Here is a 13,775-nt window from a genome sequence, read left to right as displayed (position 1 = left end):
ACCGTCAGGGGTTCGTCACCGTGTGCCCTTCACGTCCCCTTTGACATTGTGCGTCAAGTCCCAGCCGAGCCAGGCGTCCTCGAACGCGGGGTCCACGAACCACTGTTTTTTTTCACCGGGTGTGTCGTCCTCGATGACGACCCAGTCGTGGTCTCGGAGCCCCGGCAGCGGCACGACCTTCTCGAACACCTCGGCGCGCGCGCTGTGCACGACGTAGGCCCGCGCGTGGAGCTTCGAACGTGCAGCGGCCATGTCGAAGATCCGCGCGAAGAGGTGCGCGTACTCGATGCAGTTGCCCTCGCGCTCCTCCGCCCCGAACGCGAGCCGCGTCGGGTGCCCGAGACCGAAATGCAAACGCGCGCCGGTCATGCGCAGGGAGAGCTCGATCGCGTCCTTTACCGTGGCGAGCCGCGCCTCGCGTAGCTTGAATTCGATCGCGGCTTCGAGCGGTTTGTCGAGGGTCGCGGAGGATGCGCTTGTCGTGTGCGGGCCGGAGAGGCCCACGTTCGCCCGGGTCAGCGCGATCGCGAAAAGCGTGAGCCCGACGATCGCGAGCAGGGCGAGGACGAACACGCGCGCCTTTTTTTTCATCCGGCGGCCTTTGCCTCGTCCGTCCCGGATAACGAGGCGAGGAGGCGATCTCCGGTGGTCGTGATGGCGGCCGCGAGGTGCCGCGCGCGGAGCTCGGCGCGCTCGAGGTGCCGCGCGAGGACCTCGCGCCGATCGGGGTGCTTCGCCGCTTGCGCGAACAGCAATTCGCCGATCGCCTCGTCGGCGAGCATGCGCGTGAGCCGCTCGGCGTGCAGCATCGCATACGAAAAATCACGCTTTGGATCCCAGGTCCCGAGGAGCTTCGTCGACCAGGATTGCACGGGGGATCGCAGCGCATCCCCGAGTTTGTCGCCCGCCGTCCGCACGACGAGGTGCTGCTGCGCGGCGTGCGAGAGCGCCTGGATCCGCCCGAGTTTGCGCGCCAGCGGATCCCGCGCGGACACGCCCCGCAGCCGCGCCTCGGCGCCGCGGCGCAGGAACGCGGCCGGGTTCTTCAGGATGCCGGAGAGCACGTCCTTCATCGCCATGAGCGATTGGATCTGGCTCGTGCCCTCGTAGATGGGCATCACGGTCGCGTCGCGCAGGAGCTTCTCCGCGCCGTAATCCTTCGTGTACCCCACGCCGCCGTGGATCTGCACCGCCCGCCGCGCCATCTCCACGGACTTCTCGGCCCCGAGATATTTTACGAGGGGCGTCACGCGTCGCGCCTCGCGCTTGTGTTTGGCGATCTCGCGCTCCAGCCGGGCGCGCTCCATCTCCGGAAGCCGGCCGAATTGAAGGCGCAAGGATTTCTTTTGCGAGAGCTCCTCGTGCTGGGCGCCGTGCATCGCGAGCGCGCGGATTCCTTGGATGTCCGTGCGCATCTCGTCGAGGTAATCGGCGATCATCTCGTGCCGCTCGATGGGTTTGCCCATGGAGTGACGCTCCGCCGCATACCCGCGCGCGAGCGAGAGCGCCGCCTCGCAGAGGCCCAGCGTCTCGAAGCCCACGCCGATGCGGGCGTTGTTCATCATCGTGAGCATGTACTGAAAACCGTCGCCCCGTTTGCCGATGAGGTGCGCGGGGGCGCGGTCGAACGAGAGCGCCGCGGTCACGGACGCGTGATGGCCGAGTTTTTCCTCGACGCGATCGATCGTCACGATCCGCCTTCGTGTGCCGTCCGGGAGGTCCTCGTACGTCGGGACGAGGAACATCGAGAGGCCGCCGAGGCCCGCGAATGGATCGGATTCGTCCTTCGGCTCCTCGGTCCGCGCAATGACGAAATGGTATTTTCCGTGGCCCGAGGTGATGAAGATCTTCTGGCCCGTGACGAACCAGTTCCCGGCGGCATCCTGCTCGGCGCGCGTGCGGAGCTTTGCCATGTCGCTGCCGGCGTCGGGCTCGGTGATATCCATGCAGCCCCAGGCCTCGCCGCGGACGATCTCGTCGATGTACGGGCGGAAGCGCGTCCGCAGGATGCGGCCCGTCTCCGGATCGATTTCGCTCGTGCCTTCGCGCATCGAGAACATCAGCATCGCCAGCGCGATGCCGCCGTGGAAGCCGTGGTGCGCCATCACCGAGACGTCCGCGCGGCCGAAGAGCTCCGTGCCGATGAAATAAAGCATCGCCGGCGCGTTCGACCCACCGAGCTCGCGCGGCAGGCACAGGCCGTGGAGTTCCATGCTGCGGAGCTTCTCGAAGATCGACGCGAGCCGCGGCGGGAAGGAGGCCTCGCCGTCCCGGAAGATCACGCCCTCCCGGTCGAGCTGCACCGCGTGCGGTGCGATCTCCTCGGCGGCGAAGGTGCCGAGCATGTCGAGGATGTCCTGGTAGAGGTCGAGGGCCTCGCCGGGGTTCTGCGGGCCGCCTTCGCTCCGGAAGTCGTGCTCGGTGGCGCGCGTGATGGGCTCCCAGTCGATCCAGCGCTCGACGTAGAAGCGGAGATCCTCGTTGTCCCGATAGAAGTTCGCCATCGCCCTCACACCCTTCGCCTGGCGCCTCGCCCGGCGGGCGGATGATACACCGGCGAAGGTTTTTTGCGCACTTTACGTTCGGGCCGTCTCCGGTGTCTCATGGGGCTCGAGAACGGAGCACCTATGACGAACACACGATTGCGAGCGGGCGTTGTCCTCATTCCGATCCTGCTGTGGGCCTGCGGCGGCGGCGCGGCGACGACGGGCGGGGGCGGGAGCGGCGCGGGCGGGAGCGGCGGAGGCAACGGCGGGTCGGGCAGCGGGACGGAGTTGCCTTGCGACGTGGCCGAAGTCGTGGCCGAAGATTGCCAAATCTGCCACTCGTCCCCGCCCAAGTACGGCGCGCCGATGGCCCTCGTGACGGCGGCGGATTTCCACATGGGCGCGCAGAGTGATCCTTCGAGGAAAGTCTACGAGCTCGTGGGCGAGCGGATCCACGACGCGGCCCGGCCCATGCCGCCGAAGGGCCTGCTCGACGCGGGCTCGCAGGGCGTGCTCGACGCGTGGATCGCTGCCGGCGCGCCCGGGGCTTCGGGGGATTCGTGTTCGGGGACGGGCGGCGCGGGCGGCGGCGGGTCGGGGCTCGATTGCACGCCCGACGTCTTGCTCCGGCCGAAGACCGCGTGGACGATGCCGAAGCTCACGGAAGACGCGTACGTATGTTTCGGCGCCGACGCCGTCGTGCAATCGAAGCGGCACATCACGACGATCGCGCCGGCCGTCGACAACGACGTCATCGTCCATCACATGCTCTTGTACGAGGTGCCCTCGGCCTACGACACGACGCCGAAGCCGTGCGGCGCGGGCGATTCGGGGGGCGGGCGCCTGGTGAGCGTGTGGGCGCCTGGCGCGCAGGCGCTCGTCTTGCCGACCGAGGCGGGCCTGCCGCTCGAGGGCACGGGTCATTACATGATTCAGATGCACTACTCGAACCTGACGCAGCTCGACGGCCAGACGGATCTGAGCGGGTTCGACCTGTGCACGACGACGGCCCTGCGCCCGAACGACGCGGACATCCTCGCGTTCGGCACGACGAAGATCAACATCCCGGCGCACAGCGAGCTCGACCTCAGCTGCAACCTCACGGTCCCGGCGGGCTTCCCGAAGCTCAACACCTTCGCGATCGGCCCGCACATGCACAAGCTCGGCACGATCATCTCGGCCCAGCACAAGCCCGTGAACGGAGCCGCCGTCGAGCTGACGCACCGCGACCCGTGGAGCTTCGACGATCAATACTGGGACGCGGCCGACACCACCATCGGCCCCGGCGACACCGTCACCACGCGTTGCGTCTGGCAAAACCCGGGCAATTCGAACGTGACCTTCGGCGAGGACACGTCGAGCGAGATGTGCTTCGTGTTCGCCGCGTATTACCCGCGGGTCCAGCTCCCGAACTGGCACTGGGGGCTGCCGGCGGTCAGCTCGGAATGCCAGGCCGCGCCCTGAGAAAGAAGGAACCCTCGATGAAAATCGGCAAACGACGTTCGACCTGGGCCCTGCTCGTCCCGCTCGCGGCCGCCCTCGTCGCCTGCAGCGGCGGCGGCAGCGGCAGCGGCAGCGGCGGCAGCGGCAGCGGCGGCAGCGGCGGCGGCGGCAGCGGCGGCAGCGGCGGCAGCGGCGGCGACTCTGCTCGTTGCGTGGTGGAGACCCCCTCGGAGCCTGGGATCGTCGCCACGGACAGCGGCCTCGTCCGCGGCAACCTGGAAGGCGCGAGCTGGGTATACCGCGGCATTCCGTACGCCGCGCCGCCCACGGGTGACCTTCGCTGGAAGCCGCCGGAGCTCGCCGCTTGCTGGGACGGCGTGCGGGACGCGAGCGCGTTCGGCGCGCAATGCCCGCAGATCGACGAAAAGACCAAGACGGCGATCGGCGACGAGGATTGCCTCTCCCTCAACGTCTGGGCCCCCGACGGCGCGGCGGACAGCGCGCCCTTGCCGGTCCTCTTTTTCGTGCACGGCGGCGGCAACATCCAGGGGTCCAGCAGCGAAACGCTGCCCGGCGGCGCCCTGATCTACAATGGCCAGGACCTCGCCGAGTCGCAGAAGGCCGTGGTCGTGACCATCAACTATCGCCTCGGCGCCCTCGGCTTCCTCGCGTTACCAGAGCTCGCCGCGGAGACGCCGAACGCCGCGTCCGGCAATTATGGCCTGCAGGATCAGATCGCCGCGCTGAAATGGGTCCAGAAGAACATCGCCGCGTTCGGCGGGGATCCCAAGCGGGTCCTCCTGTTCGGCGAATCCGCCGGCGCGCTGAACACGCTCACGCTCATGGCCTCGCCGCTCGCGAAGGGGCTCTTCTCCGCGGCGCTCGCCGAGAGCGGGGGCACGACCTCGACGCCGAAGCAGGAGGCCGAGGCGGCGATGAGCGAGCGCGTCGCGGAATCGTCCTGCGGGAGCGCGGCGGACAAACTCGCTTGCCTGCGCGGCAAGACCGCGGCGGAGCTGCTCGCGGAGCTGCCGGGCTCGATCGGAATCGGGAGCGTCTCGGTCGGCTCGGATGCCTCCAAGTACGGCCCCGTCATCGACGGCTACGTCCTGCCCAAGGCGACGCTTGCGACGTTCTCCGCCGGCGAGCACAACCGCGTGCCGCTCGTGATCGGCACGAACGGCGACGAGCTCGCGAAAGGAATGGCCATTCAGGTCTCCACGCTGCAGCAATACGAGAACGTCGTCACGCAATCGTTCGGCCCGCTCGCGCCCCAGGTCCTCGCCGCGTATCCGGCCGGCGATTACCCGACGCCCCAGGACGCGCTCGTGGCGCTGTATTCGGATCTACGCTTCAACTGCCCGAACCGGAGCATCGCGCGCGCCGTCGCGGGGAGCCAGAGCGAGCCGGTGTATCGGTACTTCTTCACGCGGCGCGCAAAGACGGCGCAAGGCGAGAACCCGGCCGCGCACGCGGTCGAGCTGCTCTACGTCTTCCGCACGCTCACGGACATCCCGCTGTATTCGCCGGTGGCCGAGGACCTCACGCTCGCTGACGCGATGATGGGCTACTGGGGCCGCTTCGGCGCGACGGGGGATCCGAACGGGAGCGGCGCCGCGCCGTGGCCGCCCTACGACGCGCAGAAGGACACGCACATCGTGCTCGACGCGCCCATTTCGAGCGGCGAGGGCGTCCGCAAAGCCCAGTGCGACGCCTGGGAACAGATCGCGGGCATGCCCTGATTCAGCGCGACTCGTACACCTGCCCGGACGGCAGCTCCACGCACGTCAGATAACCACCCTTGCCGCAGCGCGTGTCGATCCCGATCACGCAAGGGCCGACCCACGCATCCTCCTTGTCCTCGGGCGTGTACTCCGAGAGCTCGGGCGGGAGGTATTTCGTGGCCGTGTGCCCAAAAATGACGAGCTTACCGCGGTACTCGCGCACGAAGTCGTCGTCGCGGCACCAGAGCATCGCGAGCTTCTTTTGCGTGGTGGAAGGATGCTCGAAGCCGTTTGGTCCTTTCGGCAGGGCCGCGTGCACGTAAATCGCGTGCTCGTCCTCGTACCAGTACGGGAGCTCTCGCAACCATTCGACGACCTCCGGCGGGAAAAACGTGCCTTTGAAGATCGGCTCGACCTCGTCGTCGGCCATGCCCTCGCCCTCGGCCGGCGGCGGTCTGCCGAGGTAGGAGCGCAGCGTGGCGAGGCAGCCGTTCGGCGCCGGAATCACGAATTCGGGCCAGCCGCGTTCGATGACGCGGAGCCAGCCGTCTTCGTGGTTGCCGCGCAACGTGACGACCTTGGCGGGCATCTGCGAGGGGAGGGCGCGGAGCAGGGCGACGACGTCGGCCGAGCGGGGGCCTCGATCGAGATAATCACCGACGAAGACGAGCGTGTCGGTCGCGTCGAGGGGAGGCAGGGTGCCGAGGAGGCGCAGAAGTGCGTCGATGTCCCCGTGGATGTCGCCGATGGCGAAGGTGCGGCCAGGCATGAGGGCGGGGAGAGCAGCAGGGATTCTTGGGGAAGGCAAGGGGCTTTTGCTTGCTTCCGTGTTGACGCTCTCACCCAAGCCATGCACGGTGGCGACTCGTCGTACCAGGAATGGGGGGCATATCTCGACCCCCACGGGGAGATCCATGCACCTTCGTAAACCCATCCTTGCTTGCATTGCGCACCTTTTCCTTTCGCTCGTTTCGTCCTCTGCACTCGCGGCTCCGCCCTGGCAGGGCCTGCCGGACATGGGCGTGGCACGCCACGGCCATGCGGCGGAATTTTTTCCGGGCATTGGCGTGGTCGCCGTGGGCGGGCCCTCCTTGTTCGAGGCGCTCGATCTGGCCACCGGTACGTGGACGCCGCGAAATCCCGCGCCCTCCATGGGTTTCGTGACAGGGGCTCTGCTCCCAGATGGCCTGTGGATCGTCTGCGACCTCGAGCAGGCCTACACGTATGACCCCGTGAGCGACACCTGGATCGAAGAACCCCAGCTCCCCTCTTTTGACTACGATATGACACTCACCGCGCTCCCGGACGGCGATGTGCTCTCCACGGGCGGAGTGATGGACTTCAACACGTCGGGTTATTCGAGACGTTATGATCGCATGGGCCAAACGATCCTCGCTCGAAGCCTGAATCAAGCCCGCGCCAGCCATACGGCGACGACGTTGCCTTCCGGCCGCGTGCTCGTCGCGGGCGGCCGGGCGTGGGGCCCGACGGAAGAAGGCGACGAGGTTCAGTTCCCCCGGGTCGAGGCTGAGGTGTACGACGCCACGACCGATACGTGGACCCTCGTTTCGCCCATGCACACGGCCCGCTACCGGCACGCGGCCGCGCTCTTGCCGTCCGGCAACGTGCTCGTCGCGGGAGGCTTTCCGCCCACGGCAACGGCAGAGGTCTATGATCCGGCCGCGAATACGTGGGTCGAGATCGCGCCCATGAACGAGGCGAGGTGGGGGCATACGATGACGTCACTCCCGAGCGGGCGCGTGATGGTCACCGGCGGCCTCGGTGGCGGCACGGCGCTCACGTCCGTGGAGGTGTATGATCCCACGACGGGGACCTGGACGTTGCTCCCGCCCATGGCAGTGAACCGCTGGCGACACACGGCCACGTTCGTGCCGGGGCACGGTTTGCTCGTGGCCGGCGGACAGATGTACGAGTTCGCCGGACCCATTTGGGCGAACGTGGAGCTCTACCCGCTCGGCAATGCCGCGCTCGGGGCTGCATGTGTCATCGGCGATGAATGCGCGAGCGGTGCTTGCACGGGCGGCGTGTGCGTGGATGGCAGTGGCAGCGGCGCAGGTGGAGCAGGCGGAGCGGGCGGTGCAGGCGGCGCAGGCGGCGCGTGCGGCGTAGGCGGAAGCGGCGGAAGCGGCGGAAGCGGCGGAAGCGGCGGAAGCGGCGGCGTGGAGATTCCTCCCGGTGGCGGCGGCGCGCAATGCGCGGTCGACACGCGCTCCTCGGGGAATGCCGGATGGTTCGCGCTCGTCGGCCTCGGCCTCCTTCTTCGCCGCCGTCGACGCTGATATTCCTACGACGCTCTAGCCCTGCACGAGCGCACCGACGTCGTCGCCCTTGCCCGTCGCGAGCCGCGCGCGGTCTCCGCGGACCACCACCTCTTGCGCCGGGATCGGATAGCCGAGTTTGCTGATCTCGTCATACACGACGAGGTTCGCGGCGTTGAGCGCCCAGGGGTACTTCTTGCTGTCGACATAGGAATGAGCGACCAGCGTCGGGCCGGCGAGGTTCACGCCCGTCAGTTCGATGAACGGCGCGGGGTCGCTGACCGCGTGATCTGCCTTCGGTAGCTTCTCCTCCAGAATCGCGATGACCTTGTGCACGTCGGCGCCGTGGGGGAGCTGAACCTTGATGTCCCCGTGGATGTCGCCGATGGCGAAGGTGCGGCCAGGCATGAAGGCGGAGAGAGCTGCAGGGATTCTTGGGGAAGGCAAGGGGGAACCGACCGCTTTGGGCTTGCTCTCGTGTTGACGCCCTTACCCAGCCCATGCACGGTGGCCGCTCGTCGTACCAGGCCCGGGGGGGCGTATCACGACACACCTCAGGAGATCCATGCACCTTCGTAAACCCTTCATTGCTTGCATCGCGCCCCTTTGCCTTTCGCTCGTTTCGTCCTCTGCGCTCGCGGCTCCGCCCTGGCAGGGCCTGCCGGACATGGGCGTGACACGCCACGGTCATGCGGCGGAATTTTTTCCGGGGATTGGCGTGGTCGCCGTGGGCGGGCGCCCGAGCCCGGGGGATCCCACCTTGTTTGAGGCGCTCGATCTGGCCACCGGCACGTGGACGCCGCGAAATCCCGCGCCTGAGATGTATTTCGCGACAGCGGCTCTGCTCCCAGATGGCCTGTGGGTGGTCCGCGACGTCGAGCAGGCCTACACGTATGACCCAGTGAGCGACACCTGGATCGAAGAACCCCAGCTCGTCAGCTTTCGCACCGACCCGACGCTCAGCGTGCTCCCGGACGGCGATGTGCTCCTCACGGGCGGATTTGCCGACTTCAGCACGTGGGCTGACTCGCTCCGTTATGATCGCATGGGTCAAACGCTCCTCGCTCGGAGCCTGAAGCAAGGCCGCGCCAGCCATACGGCGACGACGTTGCCATCCGGGCTCGTGCTCGTCACGGGCGGCTGGGCGTGGGCCTCGACGGATGAAGGCGACGACATTCAGAAACCCCTGACCGAGGCCGAGGTGTACGACGCCACGACCGATACGTGGACCCTCGTTTCGCCCATGCACACGAGCCGGCAGCGGCACACGGCCGCGCTCTTGCCGGACGGCAAGGTGCTCGTCGCGGGGGGCCTTCCGAGCACGGCGACGGCAGAGGTCTATGACCCGGCCGCGAATACGTGGGTCGATGTCGGGGCCATGAACGAGGCGAGGTGGGGGCATACGATGACGACGCTTCCGAGCGGGCGCGTGATTGTCACCGGCGGCGTCGGCAATCGTGGCAGCGCGGCGCTCACGTCCGTGGAGGTGTATGATCCCGTGACCGGGACATGGACGTTGCTCCCGTCCATGGCAGGGCAGCGCTGGCGACACACGGCCACGTTCGTGCCGGGGCACGGTCTGCTCGTGGCAGGCGGACAGACGAGCTCCCTCTTCTCCGACCCGAGCGTGGCGAGCGTGGAGCTCTACCCGCTCGGCAATGCCGCGCTCGGCGCTGCATGTGTCATCGGCGATGAATGCGCGAGCGGCGATTGCACCGGCGGCGTGTGCGTGGATGGCAGTGGTAGCGGAGCCGGCGGCGCAGGCGGAGCCGGCGGCGTGGGCGGCGCAGGTGGAGTGGGCGGCGCAGGCGGTGCAGGCGGCGCAGGCGGAGCGGGCGGTGCAGGGGGCGTGGGCGGCGCGGGCGGCGCAGGTGGAGTGGGCGGCGCAGGCGGAAGCGGCGGTGCAGGCGGCGTAGGCGGAAGCGGCGGAAGCGGCGGCGCGGATGTCCCTCCCGGTGGCGGTGGCGCGCAATGCTCGGTCGACACGCGCTCCTCGGGGAATGCCGGATGGTTCGCGCTCGTCGGCCTCGGCCTCCTTCTTCGCCGCCGTCGACGCTGAGATTCCTACGACGCTTCAGCTGTGCACGAGCGCACCGACGTCGTCGCCCTTGCCCGCCGCGAGCCGCGCGCGATCTCCGCGGAGCACCACTTCTTGCGCCGGGATCGGATAGCCGAGTTTGCTGATCTCGTCATACACGACGAGGTTCGCGGCGTTGAGCGCCCAGGGGTACTTCTTGCTGTCGACGTAGGAATGCGCGACCAGCGTCGGGCCGGCGAGGTTCACGCCCGTCAGCTCGATGAACGGCGCGGGGTCGCTGACCGCGTGATCTGCCTTCGGCAGCTTCTCCTCCAGGATCGCGATGACCTTGTGCACGTCGGCGCCGTGGGGGAGCTGAATCTTGACGTCCAGGCGGGCGATCGGGTTCTCGCTGTGGTTCGTGATGATCTCGCCGAAGATCTTGTTGTTGCCCATGAAGACGCGTTCATTGCCGAAGGTATCGATCGCCGTGACGAAGAGGCCGATCGAGTGCACGATCCCCATCACCCCGCAGATGGTGACCACGTCGCCTGCCTTGAAGGGGCGCAGCACGATCATGAAGACGCCCGCGGCCAGGTTGGCGAGCAGGCCCGACCAGGCGAGCCCGATGGCGACCCCGGCCGCTGCCAGGATACCGGCAAAGGTAAACGTCTGGACGCCGAAGACGCCGAGGACCGTGATGATGAGGAGGATGTTGAGCAGGACGCTCGCAACCGAATTGAGGTAGCGCGAGAGCGTTTCGTCGATCTTGCGTATCTTCGCTGTTCGATCGAGCAAGCGAAGGACGGTGCGTATCACCACCCGGCCTACGATCCACAGGACGATGGCCCCGACGATTTTGACGCCGACATCGACGACGAGCTGGATGCCGATATCCACGTACTTCTTGATCATTTCGTTCATCTCACAGTGTCTCCATTCATGGGGCGATGAGCTTCTGGGCGCCGCGCAGCCAACGCGGAGGGATCATCCGAACAAGAGAGGATATTGGCGAGCGAAACGGGAGTGCCCCCTCGGGCACAACTACCGCATGTCGGCCGAGCGACGCAAGGCAGTCCAGAGCTCGCGGCCGCAGACGCGGGGCCTGAGCAACGCTGATCAGCCGGTTCGTCCGCCTGAATGCGCGTGAGGATCACTCGGCGCTGGGCAGGAGCCCACGCCGGAACGCCACCCGGACCCACACGTCCCGCGGCAGTTTACGCATCCTGGCAACCAAGCGCAGGCTGTCGATCATGGGCACGCGCATCGCTCGTCCTGGCATCGTACCCACGACGGGGGTGGAGGTCGCCTTTCCGGGGTCTCCGGAACGAACGGTGTTCTACGGCGGAGGCGGGGGCGCGGGCGGGTAGTAGCAATGCTTTTGGATGGTCTCGTCCCGGAACGCGAGCACACCGCGCCTCATCCGATAGTAGATCCGATGCGCGAGCATGTCGTCGTGGCCGATGTAGCAATGCTCGATGGCCGTCCATTTCCCGATGACCCCCGGCGCGCCCGGGCCGAGGCGGTAGAGCACGGCGCCCGTGACCATCTGCCCTTCGCGCGGGCGATAGGTGGAGCTCGTGAGCAAGACCTCGTCGCGGCCGTCTCCGTCGACGTCCACCGCGCGTTTGACCTCTCCGATGTGCAAGTCGCCCGCGAGCTCGAGGTCGAGCTCGACGGTATCGTCCTGCAAGACGAGCAGACGTACCGTGTGCGGCTGGCCGTTGCCCGTGGAGCAATACTCGATCAAATACGCCGATTGCGTGGAGCGCGGTCGCGTGAACGCGCCGCGTACGGTCGTGATGTGCGGCAAGAGGATGCCTTTCGCCTGCTGTTCCGGAGGCGTCGAAGGGGAATCCGGACCGCAGCGCGAGCCCTTGGCTGCATGCGGGTGGGGGAAACGCTTGACGAGCTCGTCGAACTCGGCACGGGGCGGCTCTTTCCAGCTCAATGCGTCGTCGGCGGTGAAATCGTAAAGCAAGGCCTCGCCGGCCGTGTTTGGGAAGGTCGGGGGCGGCGGCGCAGATGGGGCGCAGCCGGCGAGCCACGCGAGAAGTCCGAGCCACTTCGAACAGGCCGGTGCGTTTATGCGTCGGAACTCGGGCATCGGATCCTCCCACGAGCGGCGCGGGATTTTACACCACCCGAGCAGCCAACGTCCATGGGCGTCGGCTGCTGCTGCCGCTCGGTTCGGTCGCCCTACGGACTCCGGCCTGCCGGCATCTCGGAAAGTCGCAGCGTCACGCGCTCGCTCCGTACGTGGCACCCTTCCCACCACACGAAGAGCGCCGCTGTCGCCGCCTCGGCGCCGCGCGTCGCGGTGATGACGAACTGTCCCGAGGTCTCCCAGCCGCAGACATACTCGCCGACCGTGAACGACTCGCAATCCCTGGCAGGCTCGTCATTGACCGAATACCTGACCACCGCGTCGGATACGGGGGCGCCCTCCGCGTCGAGGACCGTGACCGTGACCGAAGAGCGCGCCTCGAGCGTGCACAGGACCTCCTCCTCGTCGGCCTGCGCGACCATGGAATGGCCGAGCGCAGTGGCAATGAACGAGGCAATCATGATCTTTCGGGCCATGCAGGATGCTTCTCCTCCGTGCGTCGTCATCGCCGGCGAAGGGTAATGCCGCCGGCCGTGCCAGTTTCGTGCCGTGGCCCGCGACGTGCACTCCATCCTGCCACACCGCCGGAACCTCGCGCGGTGGGATGAGGAGGAACCATGAAGCGTATTCCCCTGCTCGCGGCGCTCGCCGTCGGCGCCGCTCTCTTTGCTTCCAGTCCGGGCGCGTCGAGCGCCGAGGCAGAGCTCCCCGTGAACAAAGCAGCCACGGCCGGGTTGCGTACGATCAGCGTCTCAGGCGACGCAGAGGTGAATGTCGCGCCCGACGAGGCATTCGCGAGGCTCGGGGTCGACACGCGAGACGCGCAGCTCCTCGTCGCGAAGCGGCAAAACGACGAGCGGGTCGCGCGGGTGCTCTCGCTCGTCGGGAGTCTCGGCATCGACGCGAAGGATGTGCGAACCGATTACATCAGCCTGACGCCGCTCTACGAAGACGGCTACGAGCGAACCAACGTCGTCGGGTACGCCGCGCACACCACCATCACCGTGACGCTCCGGGACATGCGGAAGATCGAGCGTTTGCTGATCGGCGCGCTCGAGGCAGGCGCGAACCGCGTCGACGGTGTCGACTTCGTGACGACGGAATTGAAGAAGCATCGGGATGAAGCGCGAGCGCTCGCCGTCAAGGCAGCCCAAGACAAGGCGCGGGCGCTCGCGGCGAAGCTCGGTCAGCGAATCGGTCAACCCCTCGTGGTGGCGGAGGCGGCGGTACCGCCGGCGTGGGCGGGCCAGCAGCTCGCCCAAGTCGCCGTCACCGAACCTGGCGAACCCGATCTCGGCGTCGGCTCGATCGTACCAGGGCACGTCACGGTGAGGGCGAAGATCCTGGTCACGTTTCAGCTTCTGCGCTGATACGTGAGCGCACAGCGCGGGCGAATCCCTCAGTTGTTGCAGGCACACGAAGAATTCGTGTGATTCACTTCGCCGCCGCTGCCGCCGCTGCCGCCGCTGCTGCCGCTGCTGCTGCCGCTTCCGCTTCCGCTTGCCGCTTCCGGGGCTTTCGGGACCGTTGTTCTTTGTTTTCGTCCGGGGAGGGCGATTGTGCCCGCGTGCTCGGAAGGCGAAAGGCCGAGCCGTGCTAGATGGGATGAGGCAGCTCCGAGTGCACCTGGCACCGGAATGGCCAGTACGACGAAGGAGAAGAGCAAAGCGAAGGGCACGCGAAAGGTCGGCCCATCGCGACCCGAGCGTGCTGGAGTGC

The 13,775-nt window shown here is 67.5% G+C and carries 12 protein-coding genes; 5 read left to right on the top strand and 7 right to left on the bottom strand.

Going from position 1 to position 13,775, the window contains the following annotated elements:
• Window positions 1-15: 15 nt before the first annotated feature.
• Window positions 16-591 (bottom strand): hypothetical protein, encoded by a 576-nt coding sequence (locus KEG57_RS50290; protein ID WP_272428154.1) that lies wholly within the window; start codon window positions 589-591, stop codon window positions 16-18.
• Window positions 588-2,504, bottom strand: coding sequence for an acyl-CoA dehydrogenase family protein (locus tag KEG57_RS50285; RefSeq protein ID WP_272428153.1), 1,917 nt, complete (start codon window positions 2,502-2,504; stop codon window positions 588-590). The genes KEG57_RS50290 and KEG57_RS50285 overlap by 4 nt, the downstream gene beginning before the upstream one ends.
• Before the next feature lie 123 nt (window positions 2,505-2,627).
• Here KEG57_RS50285 and KEG57_RS50280 point away from each other — a divergent pair, with 123 nt between their 5' ends.
• Window positions 2,628-3,950 carry a monooxygenase gene (locus KEG57_RS50280; protein WP_272428152.1) on the top strand — a complete coding sequence of 441 codons (1,323 nt, stop codon included), beginning with the start codon at window positions 2,628-2,630 and terminating at the stop codon, window positions 3,948-3,950.
• Between the two features lie 17 nt (window positions 3,951-3,967).
• Entirely contained in the window at window positions 3,968-5,671 is a 1,704-nt protein-coding gene (locus tag KEG57_RS50275; protein ID WP_272428151.1) for a carboxylesterase/lipase family protein, read from the top strand.
• A gap of 1 nt (window position 5,672) precedes the next feature.
• Here KEG57_RS50275 and KEG57_RS50270 read toward each other — a convergent pair whose 3' ends face one another.
• The gene (locus KEG57_RS50270) at window positions 5,673-6,422 is read right to left on the bottom strand and encodes a metallophosphoesterase family protein (RefSeq protein ID WP_272428150.1); all 750 of its coding nucleotides are present in this window, start codon (window positions 6,420-6,422) and stop codon (window positions 5,673-5,675) included.
• A 145-nt stretch (window positions 6,423-6,567) separates the two neighbouring features.
• Here KEG57_RS50270 and KEG57_RS50265 point away from each other — a divergent pair, with 145 nt between their 5' ends.
• Window positions 6,568-7,953, top strand: coding sequence for a Kelch repeat-containing protein (locus tag KEG57_RS50265; protein WP_272428149.1), 1,386 nt, complete (start codon window positions 6,568-6,570; stop codon window positions 7,951-7,953).
• A 15-nt stretch (window positions 7,954-7,968) separates the two neighbouring features.
• Here KEG57_RS50265 and KEG57_RS50260 read toward each other — a convergent pair whose 3' ends face one another.
• Window positions 7,969-8,340, bottom strand: a complete 372-nt coding sequence (locus KEG57_RS50260; protein ID WP_272428148.1) for a hypothetical protein — start codon at window positions 8,338-8,340, stop codon at window positions 7,969-7,971.
• A 157-nt stretch (window positions 8,341-8,497) separates the two neighbouring features.
• Between KEG57_RS50260 and KEG57_RS50255 the strand changes: the two genes are divergently transcribed.
• Window positions 8,498-9,991 (top strand): Kelch repeat-containing protein, encoded by a 1,494-nt coding sequence (locus KEG57_RS50255; protein WP_272428147.1) that lies wholly within the window; start codon window positions 8,498-8,500, stop codon window positions 9,989-9,991.
• A gap of 15 nt (window positions 9,992-10,006) precedes the next feature.
• On the opposite strand, the gene KEG57_RS50250 is transcribed toward KEG57_RS50255, so the two are convergent.
• The 3 genes from KEG57_RS50250 to KEG57_RS50240 form a co-directional block, all read right to left on the bottom strand.
• Window positions 10,007-10,873: a mechanosensitive ion channel family protein gene (locus KEG57_RS50250; RefSeq protein WP_272428146.1), complete on the bottom strand. Its 867-nt coding sequence runs from the start codon at window positions 10,871-10,873 to the stop codon at window positions 10,007-10,009.
• Between the two features lie 415 nt (window positions 10,874-11,288).
• A complete protein-coding gene (locus KEG57_RS50245) occupies window positions 11,289-12,056 on the bottom strand; it encodes a hypothetical protein (RefSeq protein WP_272428145.1) in 768 nt (255 codons plus the stop codon).
• A gap of 92 nt (window positions 12,057-12,148) precedes the next feature.
• The gene (locus tag KEG57_RS50240; RefSeq protein ID WP_272428144.1) at window positions 12,149-12,532 is read right to left on the bottom strand and encodes a hypothetical protein; all 384 of its coding nucleotides are present in this window, start codon (window positions 12,530-12,532) and stop codon (window positions 12,149-12,151) included.
• A 141-nt stretch (window positions 12,533-12,673) separates the two neighbouring features.
• Between KEG57_RS50240 and KEG57_RS50235 the strand changes: the two genes are divergently transcribed.
• Window positions 12,674-13,426: an SIMPL domain-containing protein gene (locus KEG57_RS50235; RefSeq protein WP_272428143.1), complete on the top strand. Its 753-nt coding sequence runs from the start codon at window positions 12,674-12,676 to the stop codon at window positions 13,424-13,426.
• The last annotated feature ends 349 nt before the right edge of the window (window positions 13,427-13,775 follow it).

This window comes from Polyangium jinanense, from assembly GCF_028435365.1.
The sequence above is the reverse complement of the archived record's forward strand: the minus strand, read 5'-3'. Positions and strand labels throughout refer to the sequence as shown.

What these genes read in the sequence shown, in the direction of transcription:
- KEG57_RS50290 (WP_272428154.1), bottom strand. Translation starts at nt 591, where the DNA reads ATGAAAAAAAAGGCGCGCGTGTTCGTCCTCGCCCTGCTCGCGATCGTC.
- KEG57_RS50285 (WP_272428153.1), bottom strand. Translation starts at nt 2,504, where the DNA reads ATGGCGAACTTCTATCGGGACAACGAGGATCTCCGCTTCTACGTCGAG.
- KEG57_RS50280 (WP_272428152.1), top strand. Translation starts at nt 2,628, where the DNA reads ATGACGAACACACGATTGCGAGCGGGCGTTGTCCTCATTCCGATCCTG.
- KEG57_RS50275 (WP_272428151.1), top strand. Translation starts at nt 3,968, where the DNA reads ATGAAAATCGGCAAACGACGTTCGACCTGGGCCCTGCTCGTCCCGCTC.
- KEG57_RS50270 (WP_272428150.1), bottom strand. Translation starts at nt 6,422, where the DNA reads ATGCCTGGCCGCACCTTCGCCATCGGCGACATCCACGGGGACATCGAC.
- KEG57_RS50265 (WP_272428149.1), top strand. Translation starts at nt 6,568, where the DNA reads ATGCACCTTCGTAAACCCATCCTTGCTTGCATTGCGCACCTTTTCCTT.
- KEG57_RS50260 (WP_272428148.1), bottom strand. Translation starts at nt 8,340, where the DNA reads ATGCCTGGCCGCACCTTCGCCATCGGCGACATCCACGGGGACATCAAG.
- KEG57_RS50255 (WP_272428147.1), top strand. Translation starts at nt 8,498, where the DNA reads ATGCACCTTCGTAAACCCTTCATTGCTTGCATCGCGCCCCTTTGCCTT.
- KEG57_RS50250 (WP_272428146.1), bottom strand. Translation starts at nt 10,873, where the DNA reads ATGAACGAAATGATCAAGAAGTACGTGGATATCGGCATCCAGCTCGTC.
- KEG57_RS50245 (WP_272428145.1), bottom strand. Translation starts at nt 12,056, where the DNA reads ATGCCCGAGTTCCGACGCATAAACGCACCGGCCTGTTCGAAGTGGCTC.
- KEG57_RS50240 (WP_272428144.1), bottom strand. Translation starts at nt 12,532, where the DNA reads ATGGCCCGAAAGATCATGATTGCCTCGTTCATTGCCACTGCGCTCGGC.
- KEG57_RS50235 (WP_272428143.1), top strand. Translation starts at nt 12,674, where the DNA reads ATGAAGCGTATTCCCCTGCTCGCGGCGCTCGCCGTCGGCGCCGCTCTC.